This window comes from Clostridium sp., assembly GCF_036660475.1.
GTDB lineage: Bacteria > Bacillota > Clostridia > Clostridiales > Clostridiaceae > Clostridium_J.
In genome coordinates, this window is sequence record NZ_JAVXAO010000006.1 from 92,922 (window position 1) to 113,691 (window position 20,770).

Here is a 20,770-nt window from a genome sequence, read left to right on the forward strand (position 1 = left end):
TAATGAAGCATTTCATTTGTGCAAATATATATGTAAATTTACTGGACATATTATGGAGAATAAGAATGAAAAACTAAGTGGTTTTTTAATTGAGTACTTCAAAAATATAATCAAAAATATTTTGTTTATATAACAAAAAGAATAGTTGACATAAATACTAGGATTTGATAAAATCATATCATAGTAAAATACTCAACAATAAGGAATGATTTTTATGAAATTATCAACAAAGGGAAGATATGGCGTTAAGGCTATGGTAGATCTTGCGGTGAATTATGGTAAAGATCCGATATCTATAAAGAGCATTTCGGGAAGACAAAATATTTCGGAGTATTACCTTGAACAGTTATTTTCAGTTCTAAGAAAGGCTAATATGATTAAGAGTATAAGGGGATCAAGCGGTGGATATATACTTTATAGAGCACCAAAGGATATTACAGTATATGAGATATTAGAAGTTCTGGAAGGGCCTATAGAAATTTCGACGTGTCTAGATAATGATGCGTGTGATAATATTGACTGTTGTGCAACAAGGATTGTATGGAGAAAGATCAAAAATAGCATAGATTCTGTTACATTATCAATAACACTACAAGATATTGTAGATGATTATACAAATATATTGAAATTTAAAGGAGTGAACCCAAATGAATAAAACAGTTTACATGGATTATGCAGCAACAACATATACAAAACCTGAAGTAGTAGAAGAAATGCTACCTTACTTTACTGAGTTTTACGGAAATCCATCTTCTATATATTCAATTTCAAGGGAAACTAAAAAAGCAATAGATAAAGCAAGAAACAGAGTGGCTAAGGCTATTAATGCAGATCCGAGCGAAGTATATTTTACAGGCGGTGGATCGGAAGCGGATAACTGGGCTATAAAAGGAATTGCTTATGCATATAAAAGCAAAGGAAATCACATTATAACAACTAAAATAGAGCATCATGCAGTACTTCATACTTGTGAATATCTTGAAAAAAACGGATTTGAGATAACTTACTTAGATGTAGATGCAGAAGGTGTTATAAGTTTAGAAGAGTTAAAAAGTGCTATAAAGGCAACTACTACATTAGTTACAATAATGACTGCAAATAATGAGATTGGAACCATACAGCCAGTTAATGAAATAGGTGCTATTTGCAGAGAAAATAAAGTATTATTCCATACTGATGCAGTTCAAGCAGTAGGACATATAGAAATGGATGTTAAAGAAATGAATATAGATTTATTATCTTTATCAGGACATAAAATATATGGACCTAAAGGTGTTGGAGTATTATATGTTAAAAAGGGAGTAAAGATTCATAACTTAGTTCATGGCGGTGCACAAGAGAGAAATAGAAGAGGCGGAACTGAGAACGTTGCCAGCATTGTAGGACTTGGTAAGGCGATAGAACTAGCTATGGATACGTTGGTAGAAGAAAAAGCAAGAACAACTTACTTAAGAGATAAACTTATAAAAGGTTTACTTGATGGTATACCATATTCTAAATTAAATGGACCAGTAGGTGAAAGAAGACTTCCAGGTAATTCAAATATTAGTTTTGAGTTTATTGAAGGTGAGTCAGTACTTTTAATGCTTGATGCTAAGGGTATATGTGCATCAAGTGGAAGTGCATGCACATCAGGATCACTTGATCCATCCCATGTTTTATTATCTATAGGTCTTCCACATGAGGTTGCTCATGGGTCTTTAAGACTTACAATCGGTGCTAAAACAACAGAGGAAGAAGTTGACTATGTGATTGAAACTGTACCAGCAATAGTACAAAGACTTAGAGACATGTCGCCGTTATATGATAGTTTTGTAAATGGTAAGTGTGATAGCTTTTTCAAATAGGAAAATGGTTTTAGAATAATATAATGAGTTTAAATAAAATAAGTTTTATAATAGAGGAGGAAATTAATCATGATATATAGCGAAAAAGTAATGGATCATTTCACAAACCCAAGAAATGTTGGTGAAATAAAAGATGCAAGTGGTATCGGTGAAGTTGGAAATGCAAAATGTGGAGATATAATGAGAGTTTATTTAAAGGTTGAGGATGATGTGATTGTAGATGCTAAGTTTAAGACTTTTGGATGCGGATCTGCAATAGCTTCTTCAAGTATGGCAACAGAACTTATTAAAGGGAAAAGTGTAGATGAAGCTTGGACACTTACGAATAAAGCAGTAGCTGAAGCTTTGGATGGACTTCCACCAGTAAAAATGCATTGTTCAGTTCTTGCAGAAGAAGCTATACACAAAGCTATTAATGACTATAGAGAGAAAAAAGGTTTAGCGGTTTGGGACTATGAAGAACATGATGATATTCACGATCACGTTCATGGCGAAGAATAGGTGATATAACTTATGAATAAAAAAGTTGTTATTGGTATGAGTGGTGGAGTAGATAGTTCTGTGGCTGCATATCTTTTAAAAGAACAAGGATATGATGTTACAGGAATAATGATGAAGCTATCTCCGGATAATCCAGACTATGCAGAAAATGAAGGTGGATGCTGTTCACTTTCGGCTGTAAATGATGCTAGAAGAGTTGCAGATAAACTTGATATACCTTTTTATGTTATGAATTTTAAGGAGCCATTTAAAGAATATGTAGTGGAACCTTTTATAGAAGAATATTTTAAGGGAAGAACTCCAAATCCATGTATTGAGTGTAATAAAAAGATAAAGTTTGAAGAGTTTTTGAGGAAGGTTCAAGGACTTGGAGCTGATTACATTGCAACGGGTCACTATGCTAACATTGATTTTGAAGATGGTAGATATAGATTGAAGAGAGCCCAAGATGATAGAAAAGATCAAACATATGCACTATATAGTTTAACTCAAGATCAGTTGAAGCATACACTGATGCCTTGTGGAGATTATTCAAAGACTGAAATAAGAGCAATTGCAGAAAAAATAGGTCTTGAAGTATTCAGAAAGAAGGATTCACAAGAAATTTGTTTCATACCAGATAATGATCATGGAAACTATATAAGCAAATACAGTGGTAGAGAAGTATCACAAGGAAACTTTGTTGATAGTGATGGAAAAATATTGGGAAAACATAAAGGCATTGTTTATTATACAATAGGACAAAGAAAAGGCCTTGGAATTGCCCTTGGAAAACCTAGATTTGTAACAGCTATTATACCAGAGCGAAATGAAGTGGTACTAGGAGATGAAGAAGAAATCTTCAAGACTACATTGATTGCTACTGATATAAATCTTATATCAGTAGATAAAGTTCAAGGTGAGATGGAAGTTATGGCTAAGGTTAGATATTCAGCCAAACCTTCTGCAGCAAAACTTACTCAATTAGATGAAAACCATATTAAAATTGAATTTGAAACCCCACAACGTGCAATAACTAAGGGTCAATCTGTAGTTTGTTATAAGGATGATTTGGTTGTTGGTGGAGGAATCATTGATACAATCTTAAAGTAGTAAAACTATAATGATTAAAAGGTGAAATGAAGTATTATAATTAAATTACGAACCAGTGTTGAATTATAAGAAAATATTTATTGGGATATTTAGGTGAACCTAGATATCCTAATTGTATTTACGGAGGGATTTTGATGGATTACAGTGATAAAGTGTTGGAGCATTTTTATTCTCCGAGGAATGTTGGTATATTGCCCAATGCAAACGGTATAGGGGAATGCGGAGATGTAAAGTGTGGAGATGTTATGAGGATTTACTTGGTGATAGAGGATGACATAGTGAAAAATGCTAAATTTATGACCTTTGGTTGTGGATCTGCAATAGCGTCATCGAGTATTGCTACAGAGCTTATTATTGGCAAGACCATTGAAGAGGCTTGGAATATTACGAATAAATCAGTTGTAGAAGCTTTAGATGGATTGCCACAGTCCAAAATACATTGTTCTGTATTGGCAGAGGAAACAATTCATAGAGCTGTGAATAATTATAGAGAATCCATGGGGCTTGAAAAGTGGCAGGATGAATATGGGAAGCAAGACTAGTAGATATTAGGTAGCAAAGCTGATTTATGGTTATAATTGTTTGGTTAGAAATTTTTAATGATTTAATTGGATATTAAAATTTTACTTAGGTATAAACTCTCTTTAAGAAGGCAAGGATTTAAATATCTATTCCTATAAAGGGGGTTTATTTTTGTGGCTAAAAGTAGGGATTATATTTATATGGATGTTATCAATATTGCAGGTAAAAAAATTGGATATATAAAGGATATATTAATTGATTTTAATAAAGGGATGGTTGTTGGATTTAAAATTAATCCATATAAATTGCTGGGTAAGGATTTTAATGTTCCAAAGGAGAATATAATATATCACAAATCTCAACTGGTAATAAATAATATAACAAGAGATAGGCAGTTAGAGTTTTCAACAATTATTAATATGCATGTAGTAGATAAGCATTCTAATATATTAGGACTTGTTAATGAAATTATATTTTGCGAAAAAAGTTTTGAAATAAAGGGATTAGCAGTAAGAGATTATAATATACTCGGTATGTTTAAGAATAGATTGATTTTTTTAAAGAAGGATTTGATTATCGGTGAGGAGTACGTATTTTATAATGGAGAAAATAGCAACATAAAATTGGAATGTATTTCATCGGTTGAGAGTAGAAAAAACAATGATAAGGATGTATATTATGAGAAAGTTTAATTGGAAATCTGACATTATATATAAAATATTAATTATAACAATAAGCGTAGGTTTGATGATATTTCTTTTGTGGAAATTTCCAATTTTCAAGCAACTTATTGGGGTTATTATTGTGTCTTTTATAATTTCATATAGTATACGACCTTTTCATAAGTTCTTTACTCAGAGGGGCATTAACAAAAAACTAAGTGCGTTGATAGTTATTTTGGTTATTTTAGGGTTTGTTGGTGTACTTACAGCTGTTTTGGTACCATGGGTATATAGTGAAAGTTCTAACTTTAAAGAGGTCATCGCAAATGTAAAGCAGTATTACGATAGTATTACAAAGGATGTTCAATATATAGTTGAAAGCCCTTTCATTCAAGAAGTGATTTATAATAGTTATGAAAAATTCAAGATTACAATGACAGATATTGCCACAGGACTTATATCTGAAATGATTTCAATGGCAGAAAATGTAATTCTATTATTTATAGTTCCAACTCTGGTGTATTTCTTTTTAAGCGATGGAGAAAATATATCTAACGGAATTATGAAATATATTCCGTTTAACAATAAATATGCAATAAGAAGAGCTTTCGCGCATATGGATAAAGTTATGGAGAGGTATATAATAACACAATTTGAATTGTGTGGAATTATTGGGGTTTTAACTTTTATAGCATTGACTATTAGTGGTGTTAAATATGCTTTGATTTTATCATTTATCAATGCAATATTTAATATAATACCATATTTTGGACCTATAATTGGTGCAATTCCAATAGTTGTTATAGCACTTTTAACTTCAACAAAAAAAGCAGTTATGGTAATATTTTGGCTATTTGTTATACAGCAACTAGAAGGCGATATAATATGTCCAAAGATTTTAGGAGAGACCGTTGATTCTCATCCTGTGACAATTTTACTGCTACTTATAGTTGGTGGTAGTGTTGGTGGTATAATGGGTATGATTATTGTAATACCAGTATGGGTAATGATTAAAATTATGGTTGGGGAAGTAGAATATTATTTATTTTAGTATATGATTATTGACATTTATAAAAATCATACATATAATCTATTTTATAAGTGAATATTAAGCAATGATAAGGATTAGTAGATTTAGGAAACCTATAGAGAGAAAGTGGTTGGTGCAAACTTTTGGTGAAATATATTGAAGCTGTCTTAGAGCTATAGTTAATTAAGAGATACTAGGTTACTAGTATAATTAGGGTGGTAACGCGGATAAACTTCGTCCCTTTATTTTGTAAAGGGGGGGAGTTTTTTTTATACACTTTTTTAGATAAAATTAAAAAATATTAGATTGAATAAAAATTAAGGTTATTAGAAATAATTAGGAGGAGTATATATGGGAAAAATGGGTTTAAATGAAATAAGGGAAAATTATTTGAGGTTTTTTGAGGGAAAGGAACACTTAAGACTTAATAGTTTTTCGTTGGTGCCTAAAAATGATAAAAGCTTATTGCTGGTAAATGCTGGTATGGCGCCATTGAAGCCATACTTCACAGGAATTCAAACCCCACCGAGTAAAAGAGTTACAACTTGTCAAAAGTGTATTAGAACTGGTGATATTGAAAACGTAGGAAAGACATCAAGACACGGTACTTTTTTTGAGATGTTAGGTAACTTCTCATTTGGGGATTATTTTAAAGAAGAAATTATAATGTGGGCTTGGGAGTATATAACAGAGGTTTTGAAAATATCTAAGGATAGCCTATATGTAACTATTTATCTTGAAGATGATGAAGCTTTTGATATATGGACTAAGAAAACAGACGTAGATTCAAGTAGAATTTTTAGATTGGGAAAAGAAGATAATTTCTGGGAACATGGTGCTGGTCCATGTGGTCCTTGTACAGAGATTCATTATGACAGGCAATCACAATTACCACAAATAGAAAGTGTAGAAGAATTTTTAAAAGCTAGTGACGAAGATAGAATAATAGAGTTTTGGAATTTGGTGTTTACTCAATTTGATGGAGATGGCAAAGGTGGATATGAAAAGTTATCAAGTCCTAATATAGATACAGGAATGGGACTTGAGAGAATTTCAACTATAATGCAAGGTGTTGATAACATTTTTGAGGTAGATACGATTAAACAAGTTTTAGATAAAGTTTGCACTGTGTCAGGAACAACTTATGGAAATGATAAGGATTTAGATGTGTCAATAAGAATAATAACTGACCATGTTAGAAGTGTTACATTTATGATTGGTGATGGAATTTTACCTTCAAATGAAGGTAGAGGTTATGTTCTAAGAAGACTTTTAAGAAGAGCAGCAAGGCATGGAAGAATTTTAGGAGTTCAAGGAACTTTTCTAAATAAATTGTGTGATATGGTTATTGAAAGCTCAAAAAGTGCATATGGTGAATTGAGCGAAAAGAAAGATTATATTAAAAAAGTTATAGGACTTGAAGAAGAAAGATTTGCAGAAACTATAGATCAAGGAATGGATATATTAAAGGGTTATATTGAAGAATTGAAAGAGAATAAAGAAAACACTTTGAGTGGAGAAAAATCATTTAAGCTTTATGATACCTTTGGGTTCCCGGTGGAACTTACTAAAGAAATCCTTGAAGAGAAGGGGATGGATATTGATTTCGATGGATTCAATAAAGAAATGGAGAATCAAAGAAATACTGCAAGAGCAGCAAGGGGATCTTCAAACTATATGGGTAGTGATGAGGGTGCTTTAAATAGTATTCCTATGGAGATAACTACTGAATTCTTAGGTTATGAAACTACTAAATGTGAAGCGAAAGTACTAAGTATAGTGTGTGAGGATAAATTTGCAGATATGGTTTCAATGGGACAAAAATGTGTAATTGTAACTGACAAAACACCTTTCTATGCAGAAATGGGAGGTCAAGTTGGTGATGTTGGAATAATACAAACCTCAGATTGTAAAGGTGAAATTTATGATTGTAAGAAGAGTATAAGAGGAAATATTCTTCATTTTGTAGAGATTACCCATGGTGAACTTAGAATTAATGACGAAATATCATTAGAAGTAGAAGGTAGTGTGAGAAATAACATATGTAAAAATCATACTGCAACTCATATGTTACATGAGGCTTTAAAAGAAGTTCTAGGTGATCACGTAAATCAAGCAGGGTCTTATGTTGATAGTGAAAGATTAAGGTTTGACTTCACACATTTTTCTGCATTGACACAAGAACAACTTAAAGTAGTAGAGGAAAGTTTAAACAATGAGATTCTTAAAGTTTATAATGTTAATACAGATGTTATGACCATTGAGGAAGCAAAGGAAAAGGGTGCTATAGCTCTATTTGATGATAAGTATAAAGAAGATGTAAGAGTTGTATCTGTTGGGGATTATAGTAAAGAACTTTGTGGTGGAAATCATGTTAAGAACTCAGGTGAAATAGGGTTATTTAAAATTCTTAGTGAGACTGGAGTGGCAGCTGGCGTAAGAAGAATTGAAGCAGTAACAGGAGTGAAGGCTGAAAAGTATGTTAGTGAAAAAGAAGAGTTGATAAAGGAAATGTCAAGTGCTCTAAAATGTGGTGAGAAGGAATTGTTAAATAAGTTAAACAGTTTGATCATCTCAATTAAAGAGAAGGAGAAGGAAATTCAAGGATTGAAAGAAAAGCTTACAAGTGGAATAGAGGATGAACTTCTTGAAAAAGTAATAAACATTAAAGGAATTAATGTAATTGCAGCATCATTAAATGATATTGAGGGAGATGCACTTAGAAATCTTTGTGATAAATTAAAGGATAAGGTTTCAGATAGTATAGTAGTTCTTGGAAGTAAAGTAGCTGGAAAGGTGCAGTTTGTGGTAATGGCTAGTAAGGAAGCAGTAGCTAAAGGTGCACATGCAGGTAAGATTGTTAAAGAGGTAGCAACTATAACTGGAGGAGGTGGTGGTGGAAGACCAGATATGGCTCAAGCAGGTGGAAAACTACCAGAGAAATTAGAAGAAGCTATTTTAAGGGTAAGCCAAATAGTAGAAAGTTTAGTAAAATAGTATACTTTTTGCTTTGGTTAATGTTATAATATTAAATAAAGTAAGGTTGAGAAGGTGATATAATGGATAAGCAACATACAGTACAGTTTGATGTGATGAAGGATAAGAAAAATATGACTAAAGTTATATTGACTGATGTATACGATGCTCTGATAGAGAAGGGCTATAATCCAGTAAACCAGCTAGTAGGATATCTTATATCTGGTGACCCTACCTATATAACTAACTATAATGGAGCAAGGGCATTAGTGAGTAAACTAGAGAGAGACGAGATATTAGAGGAAGTTTTAAAATCTTATCTAGATATAAAATAGAAATGCCTTAATAGGCATTTTTATTTTAAAATTACACATAATAGATGTTAATATATGATGTAAAAATAATTTGATTAATATAAAATGATACAAATCGACAACTATTGTGTATCTAGAATTTATTTAGATATATGTTTTTGTTTGGTGGTAAATATAGAAAATAGAATAGTAGGTTATTTGAGAAGGTAGATTAGAGGCTGAAGGACAGAAAACAAGCTAGTTCTATAATACACATAAGGAGAAAAGTATGAGAATATTAGGATTAGATGTGGGGGATAGAACTATAGGAGTTGCGATAAGTGATCCATTAGGATTTACAGCCCAAGGAATAACTACAATTAGACGTAAAAAAGAAGAATATGATATGAATGAAGTTGTTAAAATATGTGATGAATATCAAGTGGAAACTATAATTTTAGGGTTACCTAAAAATATGAATGGAACAATTGGAGAACAAGCTGAAAAGGTTCAAAGATTTTGTGCGGTTTTAGGTGAATATGTAAGTGTTGAAATTAAGTTTTGGGATGAGAGACTTACTACAAGGGCAGCGCATATGGCGATGTTAGAGGCTGATATGTCCAGGAAAAAAAGAAAAGGATTAGTTGATAAAATTGCTGCTACATATATTTTGCAGGGGTATCTTGATAGCCTATGTAAATAAATTTGGTAATTACCACTTAAATGAATTAAGATTATAATGGAAATTATGTGCATAAAAACTTAAATATTATAAAATATTAAAATATAAAAATAAAGGTATTATAGGAGGAAATTATGGAAGAATTTTTAGAAAATATCACGTTAACAGATGAAGAGGGAAATGATGTTGAATTTGAAGTTGTAGCAAAGTTTGTAGGTGAAGGTACAGAATACTTCATAGTAGCACCAATCGATAGTGATGATGATGATGCGATAGCATTGAAAGTTGTTAAGGGAGAAGATGGTGAAGAATATTTTGCAACAGTAGAGGATGAGGAAGAATTTAATTTAGTTAATGAAACTTTCGAAACTTTAATGGAAGAAGGAATTATATAATAATATTTACCTAGGATGAGAGGAGTTGAGTTAATTTATGTCTCATGAAAAAATTGAAAATTTGAAATGTACATTGAAGGAAAAGGGTTATAAATTGACACCTCAAAGAAGATCAATACTAGATGAAATTATTAAAAATGAAGGTAGCCACCTTACAACGGAAGAAATATACGACTTGGTGAAGGTTAATTGCCCGGAAATTGGACTTGCGACGGTGTATAGAACGGTTCAGCTATTAGAAGAGATGGGTGTAGTATATAAGCTTGACTTAGATGATGGGTGTAGTAGATATGAACTTTGTAATGAGGATGAAAACCACCAACATCATCACTTGATTTGTGAAAATTGTGGGGAAGTCATTGAAGTTGAAGGTGATCTTTTAGAGGAGTTAGAGTTAGGGATTGAAAAGAAATATAATTTCAAGATAAAAAACCATAGTTTGAAATTTTATGGAATTTGTGATAATTGTTTTCTGCAGTAATACATTGTAGAAATGTTATATAAAAAGTCTATAATTAAGGGTTAAAAACTAGTTAATCATGAAGATTAATGGAAAGAACTTAATGTATAGCAATAGTTGAAGTTTCTATCTGAGATATTGATATTTAATGCAAAAGGTAGAACTAAATTCAAAACGGAAAAGGAGGGTAGAATTTTGAAAAAAGAGAAAGAAAAAATCAAGATAATTCCACTTGGTGGATTGAACGAGATAGGAAAAAATTTAACAGCTATAGAATATAAAAATGATATAGTTGTCATTGACTGTGGACTGAAATTCCCGGATGATGAGATGCTTGGAATTGATGTAGTTATACCGGATGTAACTTATCTTGTTAAAAATGTGGATAGAGTAAGAGGTATATATTTAACTCATGCTCATGAAGATCATATAGGAGCATTACCTTATGTTTTAAAGCAGATTAATGTTCCAATATACGGTACTAAACTTACACTGGGAATTGTTGCAAGTAAATTAAGAGAACATGCATTATTAGGAGTAGTTGAGCTAAACGAAGTTAAAGCAAAAGATATTATGAAGCTTAACAACGTATCGGTAGAATTTATTAAAACGAATCATAGTATTGCAGACTCTGTAGCAATTGCAGTGCACACACCATTAGGTGTGGTGCTTCATACTGGAGATTTCAAAATTGATTTTACACCTATTGATGGTGAGGTTGCAGATTTAGCAAGATTTGCCGAACTTGGTAAAAGAGGTGTAACGGTACTGCTTGCAGATAGTACAAACGTTGAAAGACCTGGGTATACTATGTCTGAAAGTAGAGTTGGTGAAAGCTTTGAAAGAATATTTCATGGTGCAAAGGGAAGAGTAATTGTTGCCAGTTTTGCATCTAATATTCACCGAGTTCAACAAATTATAACAGCTGCAAGAAAGTACGGTAGAAAAGTTGCACTTTCAGGTAGAAGTATGGAAAATATAATAGCTATAGCTATAGATCTTGGGTACGTTACAATAGAAGAGGATGCGCTTATAAGCATAGATTCTATTAATAAATATCCAGACAATGAAATAGTTATGATAACAACTGGAAGCCAAGGTGAGCCAATGGCAGCTCTTTCAAGAATGGCTGCATCGGAGCATAAGAAGGTTAATATACAAAAGGGTGATTTAGTTATATTATCTGCAACACCTATACCGGGAAATGAGAAACTGGTTTCAAAGGTTGTAAATCAGCTATTTAAAAAAGGTGCAGATGTAATATATGAATCTTTAGCTGAAGTTCATGTATCGGGTCATGCTTGCCAAGAAGAGTTAAAACTTATGCATACATTGGTTAAACCAAGATTTTTTATACCAGTACATGGAGAGTATAGACATTTAAAACAACATGGCGAGTTAGCAGTTAAGCTAGGTCTTCCTGAAAAAAATGTTTACTTAGGAGATAATGGTGATATTATTGAAGTGAGTAGAACATCGATAAGAAAAGCGGGGACTGTAATTTCAGGCCAGATATTCGTAGATGGACTTGGGGTTGGAGATGTTGGAAATATCGTACTTAGAGATAGAAAACATTTATCTCAAGATGGTATTTTAACTGTTGTAGTTACAATGGGTAAAGGTACGGGTACAGTTGTTGCAGGTCCAGATATAATATCAAGAGGATTTGTTTATGTAAGAGAATCAGAGGATTTGATGGATAGAGCTAGAGAAGTTGTGAAAAAAGCGCTTGCAGAATGTGAAGAAAAGCATATTACAGAGTGGCCTAGTATAAAAGCTAACATTAGAGAATCTCTTAGAGTTTATCTATATGAAAAGACTAAGAGACGACCGATGATATTACCAATAATCATGGAAGTTTAGAAGAATTATTGGTTTTAGATGGTATGAAAATATCTAAAACCAATAATTTATTATCAGGGGGATACAACTTAATATATAATTGTTAAATTAAGAATTAATGAGTATAGTCTCAGGATAATACATTATGGTATTCAAAAAATAAGAATTAATGGGAAATCTATTCTATGTTGGGATTTAATAATGTTTTAATAACATTGACTTTTCATCAACATAATATTAGAATTGAAATAGTTGATTTTGATTGGATACTCAAGTATCCAATTTTATTTTGGAATTAATTAAGTAAAATAAATGTTTTGGAGGAAAAATATGAATTTATATACAAGAGAAGATATTAGAAATATTGCTATTATAGCACACGTTGACCACGGTAAAACAACTTTGGTGGATGCACTTTTAAAACAAAGTAAGGTTTTTAGAGAAAATGAAGTTATGCAAGAAAGAGTTATGGACTCAAATGATTTAGAGAGAGAAAGAGGAATAACTATACTTTCTAAAAATACTGCTGTTATGTATAATGGAGTTAAAATAAACATTATAGATACACCAGGACACGCTGACTTCGGTGGAGAGGTTGAACGTGTACTTAAGATGGTTGACTGTGTTCTGCTTGTAGTAGATGCTTACGAAGGTGCTATGCCTCAAACTAAGTTTGTTCTAAAAAAAGCGTTAGAGCTAGGATTAGAGCCAATGGTAGTTATAAATAAAATAGATAGAAAAGATGCAAGACCAGAAGCGGTTATCGATGAAATATTTGACTTATTTGTAGAGTTAGGTGCTAATGATGAGCAACTAGATTTCAAAGTTATATATGCATCAGCTAGAAATGGTGTTGCAACAGCACAATTAGAAGATGAAGCTGTAGATATGGTTCCATTATTTGAAGCCGTAATTGATACAGTACATCCACCAAAAGGTTACATAGAAGAACCATTACAAATGCTTGTAACTTCAATCGACTACAATGAGTATGTAGGTAAAATTGGTATAGGTAAGATTGAAAGAGGAACTATTAAGAAAAACCAATCTGTAGCTCAAATAGCTAAAGATGGAACTGTAAAAAATGTAAAAATATCAAATGTGTATACTTACGATGGATTAGCAAGAGTTGAAGTAGAAGAAGCAAAATTAGGTGATATTATAGCTATATCAGGAATAGCAGGTATAAATATAGGTGAAACTATAGCAGATTCTTCAAATCCAGAGGCGCTACCATTTGTAGAAATTGATGAGCCAACTCTTAATATGAACTTCATAGTTAACAACTCACCTTTTGCTGGGTTAGAAGGAGATTTTGTTACATCAAGACACTTAAGAGACAGACTGATGAAAGAACTTGAAACTAATGTAAGTTTAAGAGTTGAAGAAACTGATTCAGCTGATTCTTTCAAAGTTAGTGGAAGAGGAGAACTTCATCTTTCTATTCTTATAGAAACTATGAGAAGAGAGGGATATGAATTCCAAGTGTCTAAGCCATCTGTTATATATAAACATGAAAATGGAGAGCTTTTAGAGCCAATCGAAAACTTAACAATGGACGTGCCAGAAGAGTACATGGGAGTTGTTATGGAAAAAATGGGACCTAGAAAAGCAGAGATGACTAACATGACTAGTGCAGTTAATGGATACACAAGACTTGAATTTAGAGTACCATCAAGAGGATTAATAGGACTGAGAAATGAATTCATGACTGAAACTAGAGGAAATGGTATAATGAACCATGTTCTAGATGGTTATGAAAAATACAGGGGAGATATAGTTGAAAGAAGTAGAGGCTCTCTAGTAGTATTTGAAGCTGGTGAATCTATAGGATACGGACTATTCAATGCTCAGGAAAGAGGAAAATTATTCATAGCACCAGGAATGCCAGTTTATGCAGGTATGGTTTGTGGAGAGTGTGCTAGAAGTGGTGATATTGAAGTAAATGTATGTAAGAAAAAACATCTTTCAAACACTAGATCTTCAGGAGCGGATGATGCGTTAAAATTAATACCAGTAGCTCCAATGTCATTAGAGCAATGCATAGAATTTATAGCGTCAGATGAACTTGTAGAGGTTACACCTAAGACTATAAGAATCAGAAAGAAAATCTTAGATGCAAATCTTAGAAAAAGATCTACATTAAAAAAATAAATAATTCAAGGTATCATGGGGGTGCAATATGAAAAAAGTTATAGGTATAATTGTAATAATTATAGCGATGATAGTAATATCTAGCGGGTTTTATTATGGTTATGCAACGAAGTCTCCACTAAAGGGAGAGGACGTAACTGTAGTTGTAAATGAGGGGGATTCACTTTACAATGTATTGAATACACTTGACAGCCAAGGGGTACTAAAAAATAAATTATTAACGAGAATTTCTATAAAAGTTAAAAATATTTCTGCTGATTTAGTTCCTGGAACATTTACTGTACCAGGGACGGCAACTATAGAAGAAATAGTATCAAGATTAGAAACGGGTAGTAATGAAGATAATGTAATAGTAACTATTCCAGAAGGTTTTGATATAGATTCAATGGCAGTATTATTTGAAGAAAAAGGATTGTTCACTAAGGATGAATTTATAAGTGCTATTCAGGAGTATCCTATTCCTAAATATATTCCTGTGTCAGACAATAGAAGATATGACTTAGAAGGATTCTTATTTCCTGACACATATTCCTTTATAAAGGGAGTTAAACCTAAGGAAGTAATAAAAACTATGAACAATGCTTTTTATAAGAAAATAAGTAGTGTTATAAGTAAGGATGAAGATATTTATAAGATTGCAACTATAGCATCTATTATAGAAGGTGAAACAAGAGTTGACACTGAGAGAAGTACGGTCTCATCTGTAATATATAATAGACTTGAAAAAGAAATGAAGTTGCAGATTGATGCTACGGTGATTTATGCATTGGGAGAACACGTTGATACTGTGCTATATAAACACCTAGAAATTGAATCACCTTATAACACTTATAAAAATGCTGGATTACCGGTAGGACCAATATGTAGTCCAGGATTAGCTTCAATGTCAGCAGCAGTTAATCCGGAGGATACTAATTACTTATTTTATGTTTTAATAAAAGGTACAGATAATCATTATTTTACAGATAATGATGTGGATTTTTTGAATAAACAAAAAGAATTAGGATATTAAGTTTTGTATGAAATGTAAAAGGACTTAAAATCATTTTATAGTTGCTATGCTGTAGCTAGTAAAATATAAAACTTATGGATATTAAATAGTGAAGTTATAAGCTCAATAGTTTTGGGCTTATAACTTTATATTATGAAATTATTTAATGATTAAATGGAGGCAAATATGAGCGGTATTACATACGATTATATGGAAAAATATCTAAGAGACCTCATAGGTGAGTCAACAGGTATAATAAAAGAATTAGAAGATTATGCAGAAAAAAATGGAGTACCAATAGTTCAGAAAGAAACTGCTAGATTGATTGAATTTATGGTTAATGTTAAAAAACCTAAGAAGATATTAGAACTTGGGACAGCGATAGGATATTCCTCCATATTAATGGCTTTAGCATCAGGAAATAATGTTAGCATAACTACTATTGAAAGAGATGAAAATATGGTAGAAATTGCAACTAAAAATATAGAAGCAGCGGGTTTAAGCGATAGCATATCTATAATAAAAGGTGATTGTATGGATATTCTTGAAATTTTAAATGATGAGTATGATATGATTTTTATGGATGCAGGAAAAGGGCATTATAGCCATTTTTTACCTCATTGTATAAGAATGCTTGCAGAAGACGGTATGATTATAGCTGATAACGTATTGTTTAGAGGAATGGTTGCTTGTAAAGATTTAATGATAAGAAGAAAAATAACTATAGTTAAAAGAATGAAGAACTATATGGAAACAGTCTCACAGGATGAAAACTTACTTACAACGGTATTACCTATGGGAGATGGAATAGCACTAACAGTTAGGAGGAACAAAGATGAAAACACCGGAACTACTGGCACCAGCAGGGAATCTGGAAAAGCTTAAAGCAGCTATAAACTTTGGTGCTGATGCTGTGTACTTAGGCGGAAGTAAATTAAATCTTAGAGCATTTGCAGATAATTTTAGTAATGAACAATTACTAGAAGGAATAGAATTTGCTCATTCTAGAGATAAAAAGGTTTATGTAACATTAAATGTATTTCCACACAATGAGGATTTGGAAGGGCTTGAGGACTATCTTAGAGAACTTTATGAAGCGGGTGTTGATGCAATTATAGTATCAGATCCAGGAATAATAATGATATCTAAAGAGACGGTTCCAGACTTAGAAATACATCTTAGTACTCAAGCTAACACTGTAAACTGGAAGACATGTGAATTCTGGCACAAGATGGGTGTCAAGAGAGTTGTTTTAGCGAGAGAATTATCATTAGAAGAAGTAACAATGGTACAAGATAAAATTCCTGAAACAATGGATGTTGAGATATTCGTTCATGGTTCTATGTGTATGGCTTATTCAGGAAGATGTGTTATATCAAACTATATGGTAGGTAGGGATGCTAATAGAGGGTCCTGTGCTCAACCATGTAGATATAAGTATAGTTTAGTAGAGGAAAAGCGTGAAGGTGAATATTATCCAGTAATAGAGGATGATAGAGGAAGTTACATAATGAATTCTAAGGATTTGTGTATGATAGAACATATTCCAGAACTTATGAAAACAGGAGCATTATCATTTAAAATTGAAGGTAGAATGAAGAGTACTTATTATGTTGCAAGTGTAGTTAAAGCTTATAGAGAAGCGATAGATGAATATATGAAGTCACCTGAGGATTACAAATTTAATCCAAAGTGGTTAGAAGATTTAAACAAACCAAGTCACAGAGAGTATTATACTGGATTTTATTTAAATGAAGAAAATAAACAGGTGCAAGACTCCTCAGCCTATATCAGGAATTATGACATCGTAGGGATGGTTAAAGCTTATGATAAGGTCAATAAGATTGTCACTATTGAACATAGAAATAAAGTAGTAGAAGGGGCAACTGTGGAAGTTTTAAGACCAGTTGGCTCTAATGTAGAAATTGTACTGAATAATTTGCATGATGAAAAGGGAAATAAAATTGATTGTGCACCTAGTTCTAAAATGATTTATACTGCTGTAGTAGATGTAGATTTAGAAGAGAATGATATTATAATTAAGGCTAAGGAGGAAGTTTAATGAAACGTCCAGTCATAATAGGTATAACGGGTGGTACTGGTTCAGGTAAGAGTACTATTGCCAAGGAAATATGCAAAAGTTTCGATAAAAATTGTATAGCAATGATAGAGCAGGACTGTTATTATAAGGATCAAAGCAAATTAACAATGGAAAATAGAGTGAAGACAAATTATGACCATCCTCATGCGTTTGATACGGAGCTACTAGTTAATAATTTAAAAGATTTAATTGATGGTAAAACCATTGAAAAACCACAGTATGATTTTGAACTTCATAATAGAAGGGTAGAAACGATAACTGTAGAGCCAAGAGAAATAATAATCGTAGAGGGAATTCTTGTACTAGAGGATGAATCTCTTAGAGATATGCTAGATATTAAAATCTATGTAGATACAGATGCAGATGTTAGATTTATTAGAAGAATGCTTAGAGATATAAAAGAAAGAGGAAGAACTGTGGATTCAGTTATAAATCAATATCTAACGGTCGTTAAGCAGATGCATGAGCAATTTACTGAAAATACCAAGAAATATGCAGACATTATTATACCAGAAGGTGGGCATAATAAGGTAGCTATTGAAGTAATAAAAGGTAATATACAACAAATTTTAGCAAAGTAATAATCATATAATTTTGTATGAAACACTTCTTTTTAGTCAAAAATTGTACTAAAGAGAGGTGTTTTTCTATTGTTATTTATAAGTAATGAGAAAAAAATGAGAAAACGGAATTACATAATAGCTACAGTAATGACTATGGTATTTGCCTTACTAATAGTAAGGTTAAGATATGTACAATTGGCGGAGGGACCTAGCCTTGAAGTATCAGCTAATCAACAGTATTACTATCAGGAATATACAAATAATTTGAAATTTCAGTTGCTGGATAGAGATAATGAGGAATTATTTGATTACAAAATTAAATATAATGTTGTAGTAGATCCAGTAACATATTTTACTTTAAATGAAGAGAAGGCGTTCATACCAATGAAAAATATTTCATATATACTAAGGAGTTATAATAAGGATTATGATATATATTTACTTCAATATGAGATGGATAAGGGTAATCATATATATGAAATTGATGAGGAAGGCTATGAAAAATTAAAGGAAATAAACGATGTAAGAGGGATTTATGTTTATGAATATAAAGAATATGACAAGAGTATGGATTGGAATATTAAAAATGTATTAGCTACACCATTTACATATAAGGATAATTCTAAACTAAAGGATGAGGGGACGTTGGAAAGAGAAATATATGAATTTGTTAAGGACAATAAGCAAGACAAAATAAGGTTTGAAAAAGATGTAAGCGGTAATATAATTTCGGAAAGTTTGATAGAAGACGAAGGAAATAATTCGGTGGTAACGACATTGGATTATAAAATCCAAGATAAGGTACAAGAAATTTTAAAGGGAAAGGATTATGAGGAATATAATCAAATTGGTGCTGTGTTAATGGAAAGCAAAACAGGAAACATATTAGCTATGGCACAGAAGGATGATAAATTATCCAATGTAAATATTGGGGTATCAAATGATTATGGTTATTTAATTGGATCAACAGTTAAAACTATACTTTATGAAGTAGCTATGGAAAAAAGGTTAATAAGCCAAGATAAAAAATTTGATATAAAAGATTGTGATGAATTTCCTGCAAGCATAGAAAAGCGTGATATATATAATTTGCAAGAAGCTTATATAGCATCATCTAATAAAACATTTGGGCAAGTGGGAGAGATAATTGGATTAGATAATATTTATGAAGCTGCAAATAACCAAGGGATATTTGATGCGGTTTTAGGGTTACAAGATGAGAACCGTGGACGTATTGATAAGTATAAAATGGAAAAGAATGAAGAGCTTATAAGCAACACTTCTATAGGTCAAACGGTTAGATCAACACCGCTAGCTATGTTAGCTATTCCGAATACAGTTGTAAATAACGGTGTATATGTAAAGCCTAAAATTTTAAAAGAAATTATAAATAGTAAAAATGAAGTTGTAAAGAAGTATGAATCTGAATCAAGGGTAGTATTTAGCGAAAATACAGCAAAAATAATTAAGGCAGGAATGATTGGAGTAGTTAATGATGAGTTAGGGACTGGAATCAATGCCAAGATAGAAAACTTAGAAGTAGGAGGGAAAACAGGTACAACTGAATATCCCGATAATGGAAAAGCTTGTTCAGATGTATGGTTTACAGGGTTCTTTAATTATAATAATAAGTATTATTCTATGGTTGTTTTCATACCTCAAAGTGAAAATAAAATGCCAACTAGCAAGGTTGCATGCTCAGTATTTAAAAATATAGCAGAAAATTTAGTTGATTATGGCTATCTCAAATAAAAGAGTTAATATAATAGAACCAATATTGTAAAAGGTGTAATAAGAGTATAGGAAATAAATATTTTAATACATGCACGTTTTTACATTTGCGAACATAGTATATTAATAAGCAGTATTAGGGGGAGCATAAATGTTTTGCTTGAGTTGGTTATTAAATATAATTGGCGAATATGCCTTACTAACAGGGTATGTTTCGGGTAACAATTCATTTCAAAAACCATTGACTGAGATAGAAGAAAGAGAATGTTTACAAAAGCTGGAAGCTGGTGATCCTGAGGCTAAAAGAGTTCTTGTAGAGCGAAACTTAAGATTAGTAGCTCATATAGTGAAAAAATACTCATTTCCAGGCAAGGAAGTGGATGATTTAATATCTATAGGCACTGTTGGATTAATTAAGGCTATAGATTCATTTGATATGGAGAAGGGGACGAAACTTGCAACTTATGCTGCTAGATGTATAGAAAATGAAATTCTTATGCTTATTCGAAATAATAAAAAGACAAAGAGTGAAATTTATTTGCAGGATCCAATAGGGTTGGATAAAGAGGGAAATGAAATATCACTTATGGATATATTAAGCAGTGATAAGGATTCCATCTTAGAAGTTGTTGAGAGCAAGATTCAGGTTAGAAAGCTTTATCTTGTATTAGAAACTGCACTACAAGAAAGAGAAAAAAACATAATAGAGATGAGGTACGGTCTTCTTGATGGGAAGGCTAGAACACAGAGAGAGATAGCGATAACACTTGGCATTTCCAGGTCCTATGTATCTAGAATAGAGAAACGAGCATTAAAAAAATTATTTAAAGAGTTAAATTGGTGAAAAAATCATTAGAAAAAAAGTTTCATGTATGATGAACACAAAGAGGATTAAAATGAATACAGCATATAATATTAAGGGTAAGTA

General features: G+C 31.9%; 20 protein-coding genes and 1 other annotated feature. All 20 genes read left to right on the plus strand.

The annotated features are described in order from the left end of the window. The first annotated feature begins 214 nt into the window (after positions 1-214). Entirely contained in the window at positions 215-655 is a 441-nt protein-coding gene (locus tag RSA29_RS09885; RefSeq protein WP_346943070.1) for an Rrf2 family transcriptional regulator, read from the plus strand. Continuing rightward, the gene (nifS, locus tag RSA29_RS09890; protein ID WP_346943069.1) at positions 648-1,847 is read left to right on the plus strand and encodes a cysteine desulfurase NifS; all 1,200 of its coding nucleotides are present in this window, start codon (positions 648-650) and stop codon (positions 1,845-1,847) included. The genes RSA29_RS09885 and nifS overlap by 8 nt, the downstream gene beginning before the upstream one ends. A 69-nt stretch (positions 1,848-1,916) precedes the next feature. After that, a complete protein-coding gene (nifU, locus tag RSA29_RS09895) occupies positions 1,917-2,348 on the plus strand; it encodes a Fe-S cluster assembly scaffold protein NifU (protein ID WP_346931739.1) in 432 nt (143 codons plus the stop codon). Positions 2,349-2,360: 12 nt separating this feature from the next. Continuing rightward, positions 2,361-3,440, plus strand: a complete 1,080-nt coding sequence (gene mnmA / locus RSA29_RS09900; protein ID WP_346943068.1) for a tRNA 2-thiouridine(34) synthase MnmA — start codon at positions 2,361-2,363, stop codon at positions 3,438-3,440. 134 nt (positions 3,441-3,574) lie between these two features. Next, a complete protein-coding gene (gene nifU / locus RSA29_RS09905) occupies positions 3,575-3,982 on the plus strand; it encodes a Fe-S cluster assembly scaffold protein NifU (protein ID WP_346943067.1) in 408 nt (135 codons plus the stop codon). A 153-nt stretch (positions 3,983-4,135) separates the two neighbouring features. Further along, entirely contained in the window at positions 4,136-4,654 is a 519-nt protein-coding gene (locus tag RSA29_RS09910; RefSeq protein WP_346943066.1) for a PRC-barrel domain-containing protein, read from the plus strand. Continuing rightward, complete coding sequence (locus RSA29_RS09915; protein ID WP_346944409.1) at positions 4,641-5,675, plus strand: AI-2E family transporter; 1,035 nt, start codon at positions 4,641-4,643, stop codon at positions 5,673-5,675. The genes RSA29_RS09910 and RSA29_RS09915 overlap by 14 nt, the downstream gene beginning before the upstream one ends. Before the next feature lie 55 nt (positions 5,676-5,730). After that, positions 5,731-5,899 (plus strand) — a binding site (T-box leader). A gap of 106 nt (positions 5,900-6,005) precedes the next feature. After that, positions 6,006-8,651, plus strand: a complete 2,646-nt coding sequence (gene alaS / locus RSA29_RS09920) for an alanine--tRNA ligase (RefSeq protein WP_346943065.1) — start codon at positions 6,006-6,008, stop codon at positions 8,649-8,651. A 62-nt stretch (positions 8,652-8,713) separates the two neighbouring features. After that, positions 8,714-8,965, plus strand: a complete 252-nt coding sequence (locus RSA29_RS09925; protein WP_346931745.1) for an IreB family regulatory phosphoprotein — start codon at positions 8,714-8,716, stop codon at positions 8,963-8,965. A 247-nt stretch (positions 8,966-9,212) separates the two neighbouring features. After that, a complete protein-coding gene (ruvX, locus tag RSA29_RS09930) occupies positions 9,213-9,626 on the plus strand; it encodes a Holliday junction resolvase RuvX (RefSeq protein WP_346931746.1) in 414 nt (137 codons plus the stop codon). Positions 9,627-9,739: 113 nt separating this feature from the next. After that, the gene (locus RSA29_RS09935; RefSeq protein ID WP_346931747.1) at positions 9,740-10,000 is read left to right on the plus strand and encodes a DUF1292 domain-containing protein; all 261 of its coding nucleotides are present in this window, start codon (positions 9,740-9,742) and stop codon (positions 9,998-10,000) included. 37 nt (positions 10,001-10,037) lie between these two features. Further along, complete coding sequence (locus RSA29_RS09940; protein WP_346931748.1) at positions 10,038-10,481, plus strand: Fur family transcriptional regulator; 444 nt, start codon at positions 10,038-10,040, stop codon at positions 10,479-10,481. Between the two features lie 174 nt (positions 10,482-10,655). Next, complete coding sequence (locus RSA29_RS09945; RefSeq protein WP_346931749.1) at positions 10,656-12,323, plus strand: ribonuclease J; 1,668 nt, start codon at positions 10,656-10,658, stop codon at positions 12,321-12,323. Between the two features lie 309 nt (positions 12,324-12,632). Then, positions 12,633-14,456 carry a translational GTPase TypA gene (gene typA / locus RSA29_RS09950; protein ID WP_346931750.1) on the plus strand — a complete coding sequence of 608 codons (1,824 nt, stop codon included), beginning with the start codon at positions 12,633-12,635 and terminating at the stop codon, positions 14,454-14,456. Positions 14,457-14,484: 28 nt separating this feature from the next. Next, on the plus strand, positions 14,485-15,468 hold the full coding sequence (gene mltG, locus RSA29_RS09955) for an endolytic transglycosylase MltG (protein ID WP_346943064.1): 984 nt from the start codon (positions 14,485-14,487) through the stop codon (positions 15,466-15,468). A 165-nt stretch (positions 15,469-15,633) separates the two neighbouring features. Continuing rightward, on the plus strand, positions 15,634-16,332 hold the full coding sequence (locus RSA29_RS09960) for an O-methyltransferase (RefSeq protein ID WP_346931752.1): 699 nt from the start codon (positions 15,634-15,636) through the stop codon (positions 16,330-16,332). Continuing rightward, positions 16,283-17,509, plus strand: coding sequence for a U32 family peptidase (locus RSA29_RS09965; RefSeq protein ID WP_346943063.1), 1,227 nt, complete (start codon positions 16,283-16,285; stop codon positions 17,507-17,509). The genes RSA29_RS09960 and RSA29_RS09965 overlap by 50 nt, the downstream gene beginning before the upstream one ends. Continuing rightward, complete coding sequence (udk, locus tag RSA29_RS09970) at positions 17,509-18,129, plus strand: uridine kinase (protein WP_346943062.1); 621 nt, start codon at positions 17,509-17,511, stop codon at positions 18,127-18,129. The genes RSA29_RS09965 and udk overlap by 1 nt, the downstream gene beginning before the upstream one ends. A gap of 96 nt (positions 18,130-18,225) precedes the next feature. After that, positions 18,226-19,863, plus strand: a complete 1,638-nt coding sequence (locus RSA29_RS09975) for a penicillin-binding transpeptidase domain-containing protein (protein WP_346943061.1) — start codon at positions 18,226-18,228, stop codon at positions 19,861-19,863. A gap of 130 nt (positions 19,864-19,993) precedes the next feature. Continuing rightward, a complete protein-coding gene (sigK, locus tag RSA29_RS09980; protein WP_346931756.1) occupies positions 19,994-20,686 on the plus strand; it encodes an RNA polymerase sporulation sigma factor SigK in 693 nt (230 codons plus the stop codon). Positions 20,687-20,770 lie beyond the last annotated feature (84 nt).